Annotated in this window: 15 protein-coding genes; 8 read left to right on the forward strand and 7 right to left on the reverse strand. The window is 57.8% G+C overall.

Annotation, left to right across the window (positions count from 1 at the left end):
• Positions 1 to 341: 341 nt before the first annotated feature.
• The 3 genes from ACVW0B_RS00610 to speB form a co-directional block, all read right to left on the reverse strand.
• Positions 342 to 1,025 carry a YggS family pyridoxal phosphate-dependent enzyme gene (locus ACVW0B_RS00610; RefSeq protein ID WP_414522430.1) on the reverse strand — a complete coding sequence of 228 codons (684 nt, stop codon included), beginning with the start codon at positions 1,023 to 1,025 and terminating at the stop codon, positions 342 to 344.
• Positions 1,026 to 1,128: 103 nt separating this feature from the next.
• Complete coding sequence (locus ACVW0B_RS00615; RefSeq protein ID WP_011433345.1) at positions 1,129 to 1,977, reverse strand: prohibitin family protein; 849 nt, start codon at positions 1,975 to 1,977, stop codon at positions 1,129 to 1,131.
• 72 nt (positions 1,978 to 2,049) lie between these two features.
• The gene (gene speB / locus ACVW0B_RS00620; protein WP_457490694.1) at positions 2,050 to 2,973 is read right to left on the reverse strand and encodes an agmatinase; all 924 of its coding nucleotides are present in this window, start codon (positions 2,971 to 2,973) and stop codon (positions 2,050 to 2,052) included.
• Positions 2,974 to 3,166: 193 nt separating this feature from the next.
• On the opposite strand from speB, the gene ACVW0B_RS00625 reads away from it, so the two are divergent.
• From ACVW0B_RS00625 to ACVW0B_RS00650, 6 genes are all read left to right on the forward strand, one after another.
• Complete coding sequence (locus tag ACVW0B_RS00625; protein WP_011433343.1) at positions 3,167 to 3,919, forward strand: DUF561 domain-containing protein; 753 nt, start codon at positions 3,167 to 3,169, stop codon at positions 3,917 to 3,919.
• Between the two features lie 348 nt (positions 3,920 to 4,267).
• A complete protein-coding gene (gene rph / locus ACVW0B_RS00630; RefSeq protein ID WP_011433341.1) occupies positions 4,268 to 5,002 on the forward strand; it encodes a ribonuclease PH in 735 nt (244 codons plus the stop codon).
• A 246-nt stretch (positions 5,003 to 5,248) separates the two neighbouring features.
• Complete coding sequence (locus tag ACVW0B_RS00635) at positions 5,249 to 6,490, forward strand: response regulator (protein WP_457490695.1); 1,242 nt, start codon at positions 5,249 to 5,251, stop codon at positions 6,488 to 6,490.
• Between the two features lie 604 nt (positions 6,491 to 7,094).
• Entirely contained in the window at positions 7,095 to 8,792 is a 1,698-nt protein-coding gene (locus ACVW0B_RS00640) for an ABC transporter ATP-binding protein (protein ID WP_414332172.1), read from the forward strand.
• Between the two features lie 12 nt (positions 8,793 to 8,804).
• Positions 8,805 to 9,443, forward strand: coding sequence for a riboflavin synthase (locus ACVW0B_RS00645; RefSeq protein ID WP_414332173.1), 639 nt, complete (start codon positions 8,805 to 8,807; stop codon positions 9,441 to 9,443).
• 11 nt (positions 9,444 to 9,454) lie between these two features.
• Positions 9,455 to 10,018 carry a shikimate kinase gene (locus tag ACVW0B_RS00650; RefSeq protein ID WP_457403809.1) on the forward strand — a complete coding sequence of 188 codons (564 nt, stop codon included), beginning with the start codon at positions 9,455 to 9,457 and terminating at the stop codon, positions 10,016 to 10,018.
• 121 nt (positions 10,019 to 10,139) lie between these two features.
• On the opposite strand, the gene psbD is transcribed toward ACVW0B_RS00650, so the two are convergent.
• Entirely contained in the window at positions 10,140 to 11,198 is a 1,059-nt protein-coding gene (gene psbD / locus ACVW0B_RS00655; RefSeq protein WP_011432491.1) for a photosystem II D2 protein (photosystem q(a) protein), read from the reverse strand.
• 255 nt (positions 11,199 to 11,453) lie between these two features.
• Here psbD and glgA point away from each other — a divergent pair, with 255 nt between their 5' ends.
• Both glgA and ACVW0B_RS00665 read left to right on the forward strand, forming a co-directional pair.
• Positions 11,454 to 12,995, forward strand: a complete 1,542-nt coding sequence (gene glgA / locus ACVW0B_RS00660) for a glycogen synthase GlgA (protein WP_457490696.1) — start codon at positions 11,454 to 11,456, stop codon at positions 12,993 to 12,995.
• A gap of 45 nt (positions 12,996 to 13,040) precedes the next feature.
• The gene (locus tag ACVW0B_RS00665; protein WP_457490697.1) at positions 13,041 to 13,661 is read left to right on the forward strand and encodes a hypothetical protein; all 621 of its coding nucleotides are present in this window, start codon (positions 13,041 to 13,043) and stop codon (positions 13,659 to 13,661) included.
• Here the strand turns inward: ACVW0B_RS00665 and rsmD are convergent.
• From rsmD to ACVW0B_RS00680, 3 genes are read right to left on the reverse strand one after another with little or no spacing between them, the layout of a single operon-like run.
• Complete coding sequence (rsmD, locus tag ACVW0B_RS00670; protein WP_414330030.1) at positions 13,658 to 14,209, reverse strand: 16S rRNA (guanine(966)-N(2))-methyltransferase RsmD; 552 nt, start codon at positions 14,207 to 14,209, stop codon at positions 13,658 to 13,660. The two genes, ACVW0B_RS00665 and rsmD, sit on opposite strands and share 4 nt — an antisense overlap.
• Positions 14,210 to 14,218: 9 nt before the next feature.
• Entirely contained in the window at positions 14,219 to 15,133 is a 915-nt protein-coding gene (locus ACVW0B_RS00675; RefSeq protein WP_457490698.1) for a Sll0314/Alr1548 family TPR repeat-containing protein, read from the reverse strand.
• Between the two features lie 12 nt (positions 15,134 to 15,145).
• Positions 15,146 to 15,907 carry a HEAT repeat domain-containing protein gene (locus ACVW0B_RS00680; RefSeq protein WP_457490699.1) on the reverse strand — a complete coding sequence of 254 codons (762 nt, stop codon included), beginning with the start codon at positions 15,905 to 15,907 and terminating at the stop codon, positions 15,146 to 15,148.
• Between the last annotated feature and the right edge of the window lie 157 nt (positions 15,908 to 16,064).

Below are 16,064 nucleotides of genomic sequence, written 5' to 3' on the forward strand. Positions count from 1 at the left end.
AAGCAGGTGGGGGCTAACGCAGGTTAACAAAACCCCATTGATTCGACGACTAGAGTTTACCCAGAAGAAGTGAAGATGTCATCTCACTTGCCAAGCCGTTGTTTGGCAGGATTGAACTCTGCTCCCCGTCTGGATTGAGCCCACGTTAACGGAAGTAACGCAAATGATTACAAATTTCCCCAAAATTTCCCCCATAGGGCAAATCCTGGGCGGGATCCCCCCACTTTTGATTATCCAAGCCGAACTCTCGCCCCAAAGGTGCCCCGCAGGGCGACTGGGGAGTTGCACGGCTTTACACAAAATATTTACACAAAAATTTAACGGCTTCACAGAGGTCACATCTATTCCTGCTCGGCGTCGGCAAACAAAGCGCGCCCCAGCCGGATCAAGTTAGAGCCTGCTGCCACCGCCAGGAGGTAATCGTCGGACATGCCCATGGAGAGGGTGTGCACCTGCAGATGTTCATAGCCGCTGCGCTGGATGTAATCGGCCAGTTCGGCCAGCTTGCGAAACAGGTCTAGGGCCGCCTCTGAGCTCAAGCCCAAAGGCAAAATGGTCATCAGGCCCACAATTTGCACCTGCAGCAGTTGGTTCAGTTCGGGGAGGCTCTGCAACAGATCGGGGATGAGCCAGCCGAACTTATTGGGATCCGGAGCCAATTTAACCTGCAGGCAAAGCTTGGGGGTGAGGTGCAGCTCCCAGGCTTTTTGGTTGATCAGCTTGGCCAGGCGCAAGCTATCGACGCTGTCAATCCAGGCAAATTGCTTGAGGGCCGGTTTGACTTTGTTGGTCTGCAGATGCCCGATCAAGTGCCAGACGATATCGGTCAGATCTTGCAGTTGCCCTTGTTTGACGGCGGCTTCTTGCACTCGACTCTCCCCAAAGTGGCGGATCCCAGCCCGATAGGCGGCGCGGATGTGGTCGGCAGTGTAGCCTTTGCTCACTGCCATGATCTCCACATGGCCTGGGATCTGGGCTCGGATGGCCTGAATGCGGCTGTGGATGAGCTGCTCGTCAAGGGGCATCGTCAGGTCAGCAGGCCGGGGATCGCTATCCCCATTCTCGTTCCAATTGGCAACAATGCTCTGGGATAGATTTTTGCAGAACCCAGAGCCAACGGGCTGTCCGCTACCGCTGCCAGGGATCCGGTCGGGAGATGATCACGCGGGTGCCGGGCGCCAGTTTGCGCGCGTAGTCCAACTGCACCACTTCTGGGTTTTGCTTCAGGGCTTCCCCCTGGAGGCGAATGGCTTGGGCTTCTCCTTCTGCCAGGATCACCAATCGTTGTTTTTCCAGCTCTGCTTTTTCCACGAGGAAGCGTTCCCGCTCTTTCTCTTGCTCGGCAATTTGCTTTTGCTCGATGGCCGTTTGGAATTGGTCGGAGAAGCGGACATTGCGCAGCAGCACGTTTTGCAAGATCAGGTCATTCTCAGCAAAAATGCTGGAGAGCTGCCGCTCCACATTTTCCTGGATCTGCTCGCGTTCTTCCGAGAAAACGGCGATGGCGCGGTGCAAAGCCAGTTCATTGCGCACCACCGTCCGCACCTCTGGGCGAATCACTTTGTCCACGTAGGAAGGGCCAATGGTCTGGTGCAGGTGGGCCACTTGGTCGGGATCCAAGCGAAAGCGCACCGAGACATCGAGGGAGATCTGCTGGCCGTCGGCGCTGAGCACTTTCAACGCATCATCCCCCTGGTTTTCGGAGCGTTGGGAGGCCATGGTGTAGGTTTGGGTGCGCACGTCGTAGAAGATAGGCGTTTCCACCAGCGGCAGCAGGAGGTGCAGCCCTTCTCCCAGCGGCTGCGGCTTCAGCCCCGTCAGGGAGTTGAACACCACGGCCCGTGTGCCGGCAGGCACCACCACCAAGCACTGCAGCAAGGTGGCCAAGAGGATCAGCAGCAATGCCCCACCCACCAAGGGAATCCAGGACAAAGCGGGAAGTTCAAAAGCAGGACGACGGGGGTGGGCCGATTTCACAGGTGTGTTACCCAAAAACCTAAAGAACTCGAACAGGTGCCCCGGGGATGGCCGGCCAAGCTCTTCTTGAGCTTAACCCAAGGCCGCAGCCAAGATCTGATAGGCCAGTTTGGCGACCGTGAAGGCGCTGCGGCGATCGGTTTCCCGTTCTCCCGTGACCGACAGCTCGACCACATCGGCGCCGATGATTTGCCGTTGCTGTCCTAGTGCCCGAATCAGCTCCACCGTCTCCCACCAGCCCAAGCCGCCAGGTTCGGGGGTACCGGTGGCCGGCACCACAGCGGGATCCAGCCCATCCACATCCACCGTCAGGTAAACCTGGGGGCCCAAGGTGGCGATCACCTCTGGGATCCACTCCTGGGCCGGCTTGGCGTGCAAGCTGTGGGCAAAAAAGGTGTGCAGACGGCGCTCGCGAATGGTCTGGCGGTCTTCGGCGCAGATGGAGCGGATCCCCACTTGGGTGAGGCGGCTACCCACTTGCTCCACCACGCGGGCCATAGCAGAAGCATGGGAATAGCGGGATCCCTCGTAGCTATCTCTCAGGTCGCAGTGGGCATCGATTTGCAGGACGTGCAGCTCCGGATAATGGGCCAGGTGGGCAGCAATCAGCGGCCCGGTGATGGAGTGCTCCCCACCGATGGAAAGCAGGAACCGCCCCGGTCTCACCCACTCGGCAGCGCGACGCTGGATTTCGGCCATAGCCAGCTCCTGGGCGGAAGATCCCAGACCTTCCAACTCCACCGGCGGTGCCGTCCAGTAGCGGGAGATCTCTTCCGAGAAGTCGGGGTGAAGAGCTGGCTGGCGATCCCGTACCTCGTCGTAGATCTCCACATAGGCAGAAGCCTGCAACAGCGCCTGAGGGCCTTTGGCGGTGCCTTTGCCATAGGAGGTGGTGGCCTCGTAGGGGACGGGCAGGAGAATTGCTTGGGCCATCTCCGGATCCGGCTCAGGCAGGCCCAGGAAGGGGAAGGGAGAGCGATACATGATGGCTTGCAAGAAGGGATCCCTATTCTATTGAATCTATTGAAGAATTGTGGTGAGCCAAAAGGACTGGGATGATGGGGTAAAGAGGGACCCTTGTGGGATTGAGGCAAACCCTCTAGACTGAGCAAAGGCTTCCCCAAGCCCAGTTTTAGCAGCCATTTGTTTTCACTCCTCTTAGACTGCCTTTCCACAAGCTGACGAGCCTATGACCACTGCCTCTCACGCTGCTCTTTTCGACGCTCTGGCCCAACGTCGGGCCCTCAAGATCATCAGCGGTCTACAAAACTTCGACCTGCAGTCGGTTCTGAGCATCACCCGCGCCGCCCAACAGGGAGGGGCCACTTGGGTGGATATCGCTGCCAGCCCCGAATTGGTGCAGCGGGTACGCGCCCAGATCGATCTGCCCATCTGTGTGTCGGCGGTGGAGCCGCAGCAGTTGGCCGCAGCCGTACAGGCAGGAGCAGACATGGCCGAGATCGGCAATTACGACAGCTTCTACCCTTCAGGCCGCATCTTCTCCGCAGCGGAAGTCCTAGACCTTACCCGCCGAACCCGCTCTCTTCTGCCCCGCACGCTCTTGTCGGTAACCGTTCCCCACACTCTGCCTCTGAATCAACAGGCAGAATTGGCCGAGAAACTGGAGGATCTGGGAGCCGATCTCATCCAAACCGAGGGCAGCACCAGTGCCGAGCCGGTTCACGGGGGATCCCTGGGCCTGATCGAGAAGGCTGCCCCCACCCTGGCCGCCGCCTATGAAATTAGCCGTGTCGTCTCGGTACCGGTTATCTGCGCTTCCGGCCTCTCGACGGTAACAGTGCGCTTGGCCATTGCTGCCGGCGCTTCAGGTGTAGGGGTGGGCAAAGCTGTCAGCCGGCTCCAGGATGAAGTGGCCATGGTGGCTCAAGTGCGGGCATTGGTGGAGGCCTTGGGAGGATCTCGGATCCCTGCCCTTGTCTAGGTCGATGTCTGACCGGTAAAAGTTGACCCTCTTGCGCCAGCGTGCGCTGGTGCATTTTTTTTAGATTTTCTTGGACAAGCAGGGAATAAGTAGGTAAGTAGGGCAGCTGAGGGTTGAGATCAGCCGCTAGAAGTTTTGCTGCTCACAAGTGCTTCACTTTCTTCCGCGTAGAGGTGGCATACCCGGCAATATCCAATTTGCGGCGGTTGCTACACTTGTCGTCCTTGCCTTCCCAGACCAATTCCGTCCGCAGCCGTCGCCCCAGTCATGTTCTGCAAAGATTCCAAGTCCTGAGCCGCATTGGGCAGACATGGTTGACAATGCGAGGGATCCCTTTTTGAACTGTCCATGAGCTGGCAACGCCCAGATAATCGCACCGCTGCTCAATTGCGCCCGGTTTCTTTTGAGCGCCACTTTACCCGCTATGCCCCTGGCTCGGTGTTGGTCAAGTTCGGCCATACCCATGTCCTTTGCACCGCCAGTGTGGCCGAAGAAGTTCCCCCTTTTCTGCAGAACACCGGCCAAGGCTGGCTGACGGCTGAGTACCGCATGTTGCCCGGAGCCACGCAACAACGACAGCCGCGGGAAATGTTGAAACTATCGGGCCGTACTGCCGAGATTCAACGGCTCATCGGGCGCAGTCTGCGCGCCGCCTTGGATTTTCGCAAGCTGGGATCCCGTACCATCACCGTCGATGCCGATGTGCTGCAGGCCGATGGCGGAACGCGCACCGCCGCGATCACAGGGGGCTATGTGGCTCTGCACGACGCCATCACTTGGCTGTACAAACAGGGGGCGCTGGATCCGGCCCAGGGATCCCCGCTGCGGCAGCAGGTGGCGGCCCTTTCAGTAGGAATTGTGCAGGGAGAGGTACTTGTGGATCTGTGCTATGAGGAAGACAGCCAAGCCGAGGTGGACATGAACATTGTTATGAACGAGCAGGGATCCTTCATCGAGATCCAGGGCACTGCCGAAGCCGCCTGCTTCAGTCGCCCGCAACTGCTACAAATGTTGGAGATGGCCCAAGCCGGGATCCAAGAATTGCTACAAGCCCAACGGCAGGCTCTCAATTTAGAAAGATAGAGCCATAGCCGGACCCTAGCCTTGCAATGGTAATCCTTCAAGGCACTGCATATGGGATTGCATGGGTGTATATCCTGGTTGGCAAAGCGGTATTCCCTTGCTGTAAAGGAATGGCCGGGAAAGCTAAGATCAGCCAGTTGTTAAAATAAGTGAGCTCTCTGAAGCTCTCCTTTCGACGGTTTGAGCGTGTGGCTGAGGTGAATCGCTGCTCATTTGGCCTGAAGAAGTTGGCCCGGAGAACGCTGCATGTCCCGTTTTGTGTTCGGCTCGGAGGAACTTGCGCCACTGCTCAGGCAGCAAGGTTGGCGGTTTACCACTGGATATCTGCACATTCACCTCAAGGGACTGGATCCCTCTGAGGGTGCGGAACCCTGGGTGTTGACCTACTACCACGGCAGGCTGCTTTTTTCTGCCGATCAACCCCTCAACACGCAAATCCTGCTGAAACGACTCTCCCGCTTTATTCCTCGCCTCAACTTGGAATGGCCACAGCGGGCCATCTCGGTGGTGCAAGAGCGCTTGATGAAAGACCATTCCTTACCTGAGCTGCTGGAGGCTATCACGCAATTGGGCCTGCTCAAGCCGGGGGAGCTGGAAGATGCCCTGTGGCTCAACCTGCTTACCGATTTCGACCGCTACCTATTCGAACGGGCAGGCACCTGTTACTTTGAGGTGCAGGAGCAGGTCGCCCAAGAGGCCCCCATTGGCGGGTTTGAGTTGGAGCCGCTGCTGCAAGAAGCCGCCCGGCGCCACGATCGCTGGGCAGATTTGAAGGTGGCGATCCCAACTATGCTGGCGGTGCCGGTGGTCAATTGGGAACGGGTCAACCGCTACCGCATCACCGATGAGCAACGACAGAAGCTCCACACCCTCACCAAAGATGGCCAGTCGCTGGAGGTGATCGCCAAGAAGCTGTGCCGGGATCGGCTGGAGGTGGCCAATCTCTTTGCCTCCTGGGCGAAAAAAGGTTTGGTCAGCCTACAAACACCCCAAGAGCTGCTGCAGACCAAGCGCCACAACCCGATAACCATCTTGGCGGTGGACGACAGCGTGGTGATGCAGGAAATCCTACGGCAGTATTTGCTCAACTATCAGGTGATTACAACGGGCAACCCCGCCGAGGTGCTTCCTTTGTTGTTTCAGCATCGGCCCCACCTGTTGTTGATGGATATCGCCATGCCGGGGATCGATGGTCTGGAGCTTTGCCGCATTGTACGTAGCTTGGAAGAGTTTAAGTCCCTTCCCATCCTGATGGTTACCGCTCGCGATGGTCTGCTGGCCCGCATCCGCGGCAAATGGTCGGGGGCAACCGCCTACTTGACCAAGCCCTTCAACGAAAGTCAGCTTAATGCAGAGGTGAAGCGGCTTCTGGCCCAACAGCCGCCTGCCCACAGACAAAATCCTCTGTCGGTTCAGGGAGGCAGAACAGGTCATCCTGCCCTGTTTCAGGGATCCCCCCGTTCCCTCGAGGATCAAGCCAAGGCGTAGTGTCCTTCTGAGTTGATCCCCATCGCCATTGGCTTTCCTGTCAAAATCAACAAAGGTTTTATGTTAGATAAGAAGTCAACTCAAGAGACCATAACTTGTCTGGGCTGACTGCTAATGTCAATGGATTGATAGCTCATTAGGACATGCCCAAAAGAGAAAAATAGGTTGCCGGGGATTTCAGAAACAAGAGACGAAGTAAGCATCCCATACACTGAAAACTTATCCGATCAACCTTCCTCATTGTCATCACGACCGGCTACTTCAATCTCTCTCAGGAACTGGCTTTTCCCCGCTGGCATTAGAGGTCGTTTAAGCCTTAGAGAAGCCTCACAAGGCTTCTGGCAAAAGAGTCCATACTAAGGGTACCGATAAACAAGCCCTGAAGACATGAAAAAAGATCGAACAGGGTTCAGCAGGCACTTCTGAAGGCAAACCAGAAATATTAAACGCTGTCGTGGATCCCGGCAAGATCAATGAGAGGGAGAAATCAAGCAGAAATTGCTCAGGATCCATGGACAGGGATCCCAAGAATACGTAAAATCGAGTAAAGAATGTAAAGAAAACGCCACACTTCTCCAATTGGTCCCGATCCCCAAGGAGCATTATGCTGCGACTGGAACACATTAGCAAAATCTATCCCACCGGTGAGGTGCTCAAGGATGTGAACTGGGAAGTTAAGCCTGGGGATCGCGTCGGCCTAGTGGGAGTAAACGGGGCCGGAAAGACCACCCAGCTCAAGATTATCTGCGGGCAAGAAGAACCGACCAGCGGCGAGGTGATCCGCCCCGCCAACCTGCGCATCGCCTATCTCACCCAAGAATTTGGAGTGGATCCCGCCCGAACGGTGCGAGAAGAGTTCTGGACAGTCTTTCAAGAGGAAAACCGCATTCACCAAGAAATTGCCCAAATCACCCAACAGATGGAGCAGGCGGACGCGGACACGTTGGAAACCCTTTTGCGCCGTCTAGATCGTCTACAGCGCCAATTTGAGAGTTTACATGGCTATGAACTGGAGGCGCGTATTGAGAAAATCCTGCCGGAAATGGGGTTTGAGCCGGAGGACGGGGATCGGTTGGTGAGCGCCTTCAGCGGCGGCTGGCAGATGCGCATCAGCCTGGGGAAAATCCTGCTGCAAAAACCCGATTTGATGTTGCTAGACGAGCCGACCAACCACCTAGACTTGGAGACCATTGAGTGGCTGGAAAACTACCTCAAGAGCTTGACGATCCCCATGGTGATTGTTTCTCATGATCGAGAGTTTTTGGATCGGCTTTGCACCCAAATTGTGGAGACGGAGCGAGGAGTTTCTACGACATACTTGGGTAACTATTCTCAATACCTACTCCAAAAAGCTGAACGGCGAGAGGCACAACAAGCTGCCTACGAACGTCAGCAAAAGGAAATTGAAAGGCAACAAACCTTCATCGATCGCTTCCGGGCCAGTGCCACCCGCAGCACTCAGGCCAAAAGCCGCGAAAAACAACTGGAAAAGATCGAGCGGGTCGAAGCGCCCATTGGCGACGTGCGTACCCTCAAGTTTCGCTTTCCCCCTGCTCCCCGCAGTGGTCGCGAGGTGGTGAAGATCGAGAATTTGACGCACATTTATGGAGATAAGATTTTGTTTTTGGGTGCGGAGCTGTTGATCGAGCGTGGGGATCGCGTCGCCTTTCTGGGGCCCAATGGGGCAGGAAAATCCACCCTGCTGCGTCTTATCACCGGCCTAGAGCAACCTACCGAGGGATCTGTGAAATTGGGAGCACACAATGTGATCCCTGCCTACTTCGAGCAAAATCAAGCAGAGGCTTTGGATCTGAGCAAAACCGTCTTGGACACCATCCATGACGAAGTGCCCGACTGGAAAAACGAAGAAGTGCGCACGCTGTTGGGTCGCTTTTTGTTCAGCGGCGACGCCGTTTTTAAGAAAGTAGCGGCTTTGAGCGGGGGAGAAAAAGCCCGCTTGGCGTTGGCGAAAATGCTACTTCAGCCGGCCAACCTACTGATTTTGGATGAGCCCACCAACCACTTAGATATCCCGGCCAAAGAGATGCTGGAAGAAGCTTTACAGCATTACGATGGCACGGTGATCCTTGTTTCTCACGACCGCTACTTTATCTCAAAAGTGGCCAACAAGATTGTAGAGATTCGCAACGGAGAGTTGGTCGCCTACCAGGGCAACTATCACTACTATCTAGAAAAGATCGCTGAAGAGAAAGAGAAAGCCCGACAAGAGCGAATCGCTGCCGAAAAACGAGCCAAAGAGCGAGAAAAACAGAAAGCCAAAAAGGCAGCCGGCAAAACCTAAGGAGCCAAAGCAATGTTTACGGGTCTGGTTCGAAGTTTGGGCACAGCCCAGTTGATCAATTCTTCGCAGCTACGGGTTACCTGTCCCCGGTTGCAACCTCAGTTGGCCTATGGAGATAGCGTGGCGGTGGACGGCCTTTGCCTGACGGTGGTGGAGATTCTGCCCGATGGATTTTTGGCCGATGTTTCGCCGGAAACCCTGCGGCGCTCGACTTGGGGCCAGGGATCCCTCGGCCCGCGCACAGTCAACCTGGAACCGGCGCTGCGGGTAGGAGACAAGTTAGGGGGGCATTTTGTCAGCGGCCATATCGATGGGGTGGGGCAACTGTGGGATCAAGCCGCCACTGGCAACGCCTGGGAGCTGAGCTTCAAGGTTCCCGAAGAGATCGGGCGTTACATCGTACCCAAGGGCAGCGTGGCGGTGAATGGGGTGAGCTTGACCATTGCTGAGGTGCGCCAAGGGGGCTGCTGGTTCAAGGTGGCTGTGATCCCCCAAACCTACCGCGAGACCAACCTTTCCCAGCTCCAAGTTGGGGATCCCGTCAACATAGAGGCGGATATTTTGGGCAAGTATGTGGAAAAATTGCTGGGCTTGCTGCCCCCCGAGAGCAGCGTTTCTCTGGAGTTTCTGGCCGAGCATGGCTATATCTAGGTACCTTTCCCATGATCCACCCCGAGGAAGTTGAGCGCCTGCGCGGCGTAAATGTTTATCTCATTGGGATGATGGGCAGCGGCAAATCCACCGTGGGATCGGAGCTGGCAGCCCAGTTGCGCTTTCAATTTTTCGACACCGATGGTCTGGTGGAGCAGGTGGGGGGTTCTTCCATCGCTCAGATCTTCGCCGAGCATGGGGAAGCCTACTTCCGGGATCTGGAGACGCAGGTGTTGGCCCAGTTGAGCAGCTACACCCGGTTGGTGATCGCCACAGGCGGCGGCATTGTGTTGCGCCCCAAAAATTGGAGCTACTTGCACCATGGCCTCACCGTTTGGCTGGATGCGACCCCCGAGCTGATTTGGCAGCGGCTCAAGCGGGATCCCGGCCAACGCCCCCTGCTGCAAACCCCCGACCCCCAAGCTGCCCTGCACAAGCTGATGCAAGAGCGAGAGCCGTTCTACGCCCAAGCCGACGTGCGGGTGCCCATCCGGTCAGAAACCAGCCCGCCCCAATTGGTTGAACAGATCTGGCAAGCCATTCGCGCCCGCCTGCGAGACGGGATCCCCTCCTAGCCACCTCGCGCCCAACACAAAAAGGGATCCCATGAGGGATCCCTGAACTCTTTAGTTTTTGATTTTTGATTACTCAAGATTCGCCGGGAGCGGATCCCTGACGCAGCCAGGGTAGCTTCCTTTAGAGCGCATTGCCGCGGGGGAGGACTTCTTCAGGGAACTCAAAGCGCTCATGGGGCTGGTCCTGCGGCGCCATCCACGCCCGAATCCCCTCGTTCAGCAAAATGTTCTTCGTGTAAAACGTCTCAAACTCAGGGTCTTCCGCTGCCCGCACCTCCTGACTGATAAAGTCATACGCCCGCAGGTTCAGCGCCAACCCCACTACCCCAATGCTCGACATCCACAAACCCGTCACCGGCACAAACAACATGAAAAAGTGCAGCCACCGCTTGTTGGAAAACGCTATCCCAAAAATCTGGCTCCAGTACCGGTTGGCCGTCACCATCGAGTAGGTCTCCTCCGACTGCGTCGGCTCAAAAGCCCGAAAGGTGCTGGCCGCCTCCCCATCCTGAAACAGGGTGTTCTCCACCGTCGCCCCATGGATGGCACACAGCAGCGCTCCACCCAAAACGCCAGCCACCCCCATCATGTGGAACGGGTTCAGCGTCCAGTTGTGGAACCCCTGGAAAAACAGCAAAAAGCGGAAAATCCCCGCCACCCCAAAGCTGGGCGCAAAAAACCAGCTGCTCTGCCCCAGCGGGTAAATCAAAAACACGCTCACAAACACCGCTATCGGCGCGCTAAACGCAATGGCGTTGTAGGGCCGCACCCCCACCAGCCGGGCAATCTCAAATTGCCGCAGCATAAAGCCAATCAGCCCCAGCGCTCCGTGCAGGGCCACAAAGGTCCACAGCCCCCCAATCTGGCACCAGCGGGTGAAGTCCCCCTGGGCTTCGGGGCCCCACAGCAGCAGCAGGCTGTGCCCCATGCTGTCGGCGGGGGTGGAGACGGCTACGGTCAAAAAGTTGCACCCTTCCAGGTAGGAGCTGGCCAACCCGTGGGTGTACCAGGAAGTTACAAAGGTGGTGCCGGTGAGCCAGCCGCCCAGGGCTAGGTAAGCGCAGGGGAACAGCAGCAGCCCGGACCAGCCGATGAACACGAATCTGTCGCGCTTGAGCCAGTCATCGACGATGTCGAACCATCCTCGCTCCTGACGCACGCGCCCTACCGCTATGGTCATAGGACGTCTCTCCAGAACAATGACGACGAATAAAGTGCAATACAGCAGCGCCCACAACAGTTCTGAGCAGCACTGTCCTTCCATCTTACGAAAAATCAATAAGTTGCAACATAACCTCAAGATGAGGCGCTGCATCAGCTCATCCGGCGCAGGGATCCCTTGTGTTTTAGGATGGGAAGGGTTTTGGCTGAGGGCAACTGAGCCGGGATCCGTTCGCGGCGGCGGAGCGGAGCCCACAACACCAGGGAGGGCAGCGTGGTTCAAGCCAGGATTTTGTTCGCAGCGGCAGAGGCAGCACCTTTGGCCAAGGTGGGGGGCATGGCGGATGTGGTGGGATCCCTGCCTGTCGTTTTGCGCAAGCTGGGGCAGGATGTCCGCATCATCATGCCTCTGTATGGCTTTCTCTGGGACAAGTTCGGCCAGGAACCAGGGCAATACCCCCGCTCGAAAGATCCCATCTGGTCTAAACAGGTCATGGGTCAGGTGGCCGATATTTACGAAAGCGTTTTGCCCGGCACCGATGTGCCCCTCTACTTGGTCAGCCACTACTGCTTTGCTCCCCACCGCATCTACTACGGCGAGGACGAGTTCTGGCGCTTCACCTTTTTTGCCAACGCCGTAGCCGAATTTGCCTGGACTTACTACCCCTGGAAACCCAACATCATCCACTGCCACGATTGGCACACCGGCATGATCCCGGCCTGGATGCACCAAGCTCCCGATATTGGCACGGTGTTCACCATCCACAACCTGGCCTATCAAGGGCCCTGGCGCTGGCAACTGGAGCGCATGACCTGGCTGCCCTGGTATTTTTCTGCCCACAACACCATGGCTGCCGGGATCCTCTACGCCGACCAAGTGAACACCGTCTCGCCCACCTATGCGATGGAAATTCGCACCCCTCTGCATGGGGAAGGACTGCAGGACTTGTTGGCCTGGAAAGGGGAACGGCTGCGCGGGATTTTGAATGGGATCGACATCGACAGATTTGATCCCCGCACCGACCCAGACCTAGAGGCCAATTTCAGCATCGATGATCTCAGCGGGCGGGCGACCAACAAAGCCACGCTACAGGCCAAGTTGGGCTTGACCGTTAACCCAGATACCTTCCTGATGGGCATGGTGGCCCGTTTGGTGGAGCAAAAAGGGATCGACTTGCTCATCCAAGCCTTGGATCGCTTTTTGGCCTACAGCGATGCGCAATTTGTTTTGCTGGGAGGCAGCGGCGAAGCCTACTACGAAGGGCGGATCCGGGAGATGGCCGAGCGGCACCCGGGCAAAATGGCCTACCAAAAAGGCTACCAACCCAAGCTGGCCCAGTTGATCTACGGGGGGGCAGATGCGTTTTTGATGCCCAGCCGCTTTGAACCTTGTGGCATCAGCCAAATGATCGCCATGCGCTATGGGTGTGTGCCCATCGTCCGCCGCACGGGGGGGCTGGTGGATACCGTCAGCCACCACATCCCCAGCAAGGGGATCGGCACCGGCTACTGCTTTGACCGCTACGAAGCCCTGGACTTCTACACCTGTCTGGCGCGGGCTTGGGAAGCCTTCCAGCACAAAGAAACCTGGCAAGCGCTGCAGAAGCGGGGCATGGCCAGCGATTTCAGTTGGCACCGCTCGGCGCTGGAATACCTGCGCATGTATGAGCTGATCCTCAACCTACCGTTGCTGCCGGAAAACCCCTCATCCGACTCCTCCCCACCCAGTTCCTCTCTATCTGAGCTCAAGAAGCCCATCTCCTCCCAGTCTCGCTCCAAAGGGATCCCTGAGCTGCAGCAAAGACCCGAGGAGTAGGGTAGAGTGGAACGGGTCAAAAAAGGTTTTGGGGGTTACCCGCACATGATCGGACGACGTCCCGCTGTTGCTTCCCAAGGCTGTCGCCAGGACGCCATCGCACAGGGGCTCAGCCTTCTGCGCCGTTCTTGGGCGCGGTTGGTTTTCGGCGTACTGCTCGGCCTTGTCCTGGGCATGGGCTCCACCTTCTGGGCCACTGCTCAGCAGCTCCCCACCGGGCAACAGCTTATTCCCAATCCGCAGCAGTTTCGCGCCCTAGAGCAACCCAGCAGCGCCCTCAGCGCATTGCGAGCCGAACAACTGGCCGCCGAAGCCAATGCCGCCATCCAAGCGCAAAACTACGACCAGGCTGTCGAGCTGCTGCAGCAGGTGTTCAACGCCTACAACCAGCGCTCCAACTACCACCAAGATCTCTCCCGCGCCTTCGCCGGGATCCAAAACCGCATCTCCGAAGAACAGCGGGAGCTGGCCCGTGTTGCCGCCCAAGCCCGGGATCAAGCCGCCTACGATTTGGCCGTGGTCTATCGCGCCGCCGGGCGACCGGAAGAGGCTGTGGGCTGGCTGATCCAGGTCATCAACAGCCAGAGCCCAACCCGCGAGCTGGGCACCCAAGCCTATCAGCAGCTCTTGGAAATCGGCTTTGTCAGCACCCCCTTTCCCAGTTAGAGCTGCTCTTCCAGATGGCGATAGAAGGCGAGGGCCGTTTGCCCATAGGTTCGTTGGTCAAAGCGCAGCAGGGATCCCACCTGGTCTGGTAGCTTCTGGCCGCTGCGATGCTCGACGATCAGGGTTCCGCCTGGCTTGAGCAAGGGCGGGATCAGGGGCAGGAGCGGGGCGTACAGACCGGCCTCGTAGGGAGGAGCAAAGTACACGTAATCAAATGGCTCCAAGTTCAGGCCGCGGCTGAGCAGCTTGCGGGCATCTCCCTGAATGACCTGGAAAGATTGCCCCGGCTGCGCCACCTTGGCCCAGTTGGCTCGGATGATGCGGCAGGCAGGGGCGGCAATCTCGATCCCGGCCACAAAAGCGGCCCCCTGACACAGGGCTTCTGCCCCCACCGTACCGGCCCCACAGCACAGATCCAGCCAGCGACAGCCTTCCACCTGCCCTTGCAAGATGTTGAACAAGGCCTGCCTCACCCGGCCAGGTGTGGGTCGGGTGCCCAAGCCAGCGGGAGTTTGCAGCGCTCGTTTGCCGCTGATGCGCAGGCTCATGGGATCCCTTCAGGGGCTAGGCGTGGCCGGCAACTGGCCGGTCAACCCACTGCGCTGGGCGGCGCGATCCCGCTCCATCTGGATTTGCTCCACCAAAGGTTGGGGCAGTTGGGCGGAAGCTTGCAGGGCCTGATCGAAAAGGGGGACGGCCTCTCGGTCTTGCCCTTTGGAAACCAGAATTTGCGCCTTGAGGTAATAGAGCTCCGGGTTGTTGCAGGAAGCAGCAATGGCCCGATCCACCGCCTCCAGCGCCTCGTCAAAGCGCTGCATATCCCGGTAGGCCAGAGCTTGGCCGCGGTAGGACAGATAGTCAGGAGCTGCCATGCGAAACTGATTTAGAGCCTTCTCCCGGTAGGTCAGCAGCAAATCCATGTAGCCGTTGAGCAGATTCAGCTCCGGATCGCTGCTGTCCACTGCCTGGGCGGCCCGGATGGAGGCAAACAATTGATTGAGGGTGGGCAGAGCCTTGGGCAAACCGATGACCACCCCATCTCGCACCACTATGTTGGCTGCCTCCAGCCCATAGCCCACGCCCTCATAAAGGTTGCCCCGCAAGGGATCCGTCTTTTTCAACTCGGCGGCCACCTGTCGGGTTTGAGTGGCCAACTGGGCAAATGCTTCCAGGTCTCCCTCCTGATAAGCCAGCGCCGCCAACAGGGCATAGACCATCGGCTCTTCGGGGGAGGCCTTCTTGGCCATTTCCAGTTTTTCCCGGCTCTGGCTGTAGCGGCCTGCACAGAAGAACTCTTCAAAAGCTGCGGCTACCTCTGGGCTGATGGGGCGGGCATTGTCCCCGCTGCGGAAGGGATCCTGCGCCCAAACCGGCAGAGCGGATCCCCACACCCAACAAATCACCCCCAGCAGTTTGCCCAGCCTGCTCATTTTGCCGATACTCATCCCCAGTGCCTCAACTCCCACCCCCATCTAACCCTCTCTTCAGCGCAGCAGTTGGGCAATCGAAGCAATAGCGGCATCTTGAACCAACTCATTGGGCTCATAGGCCAGAAGATCGTGCAAGGGACCCAAGGCGCGCGGATCCCCGATTTGGCCGAGGGCACGGGCCGCCGCCTCCCGCACCACCGGTTCATCGTCCGCAAGCTTGGTCAGCAAAGCCGGCACCGCCTCCACCACCCGCATTTGCCCCAACCGGTAAATGGTTTGCAGTTGAGCCTCAAGAGGGGTTGCTGGGAGAGCAGAGCTGTACACAGAAATACCCGCAGAACCGTCGTAGGAATAGCCGCCGTGCGCCATCGAGATAGCCGAGAGAGCCTGCAACGCCTCTAGGGCACGATATCGCTCTACCCCGCTCATCTGGGGCAATTGAGCCACCAGATCATCAAAAGCTTGCTGCACAGGATCGACAGCCGCAACCTGTTGGGCAATGCGAGTTAATTGGCGATCCGCCTGCACCTGCTGCCAAGACTGGAACGCTGCCAGACCTGCCACTATCAAAGCCGCATCGGCCAGAATGGCCAGCAGCGCCATTCCTCCCCAAATCTTGCTGCGACGGCTGAGCCTTCGCATTTGCTTATCCACATAGACAAAGGCTTGGTGCTGCCGTTCCCAAAAGTCGGGGGCCACCTGCAGAGTTTGAGCGCTCAGATCGGGAGACAGAAGGTTTTCCTCGCGGGCTACCTCTAGGCTCTGTAGCCTTTGATTCAAGCGAGAAAATTGTTTCGTCCAGAGCCAAGTAAACATCAGGTCACGTCCTCTCTCCAAGCCTGCCAATGAGAACCAAGTCCTGCTGACACGACATCATGTGGCCTGTGCTGGCATCTAATCTAGCGTCAGGCAAGGTTGGCCCACTTTCCCTCGCGATCCCAGGGGGGAGCTTATGCGACAGGATAACAAAAGC

The organism is Thermostichus sp. MS-CIW-23, assembly GCF_054059455.1.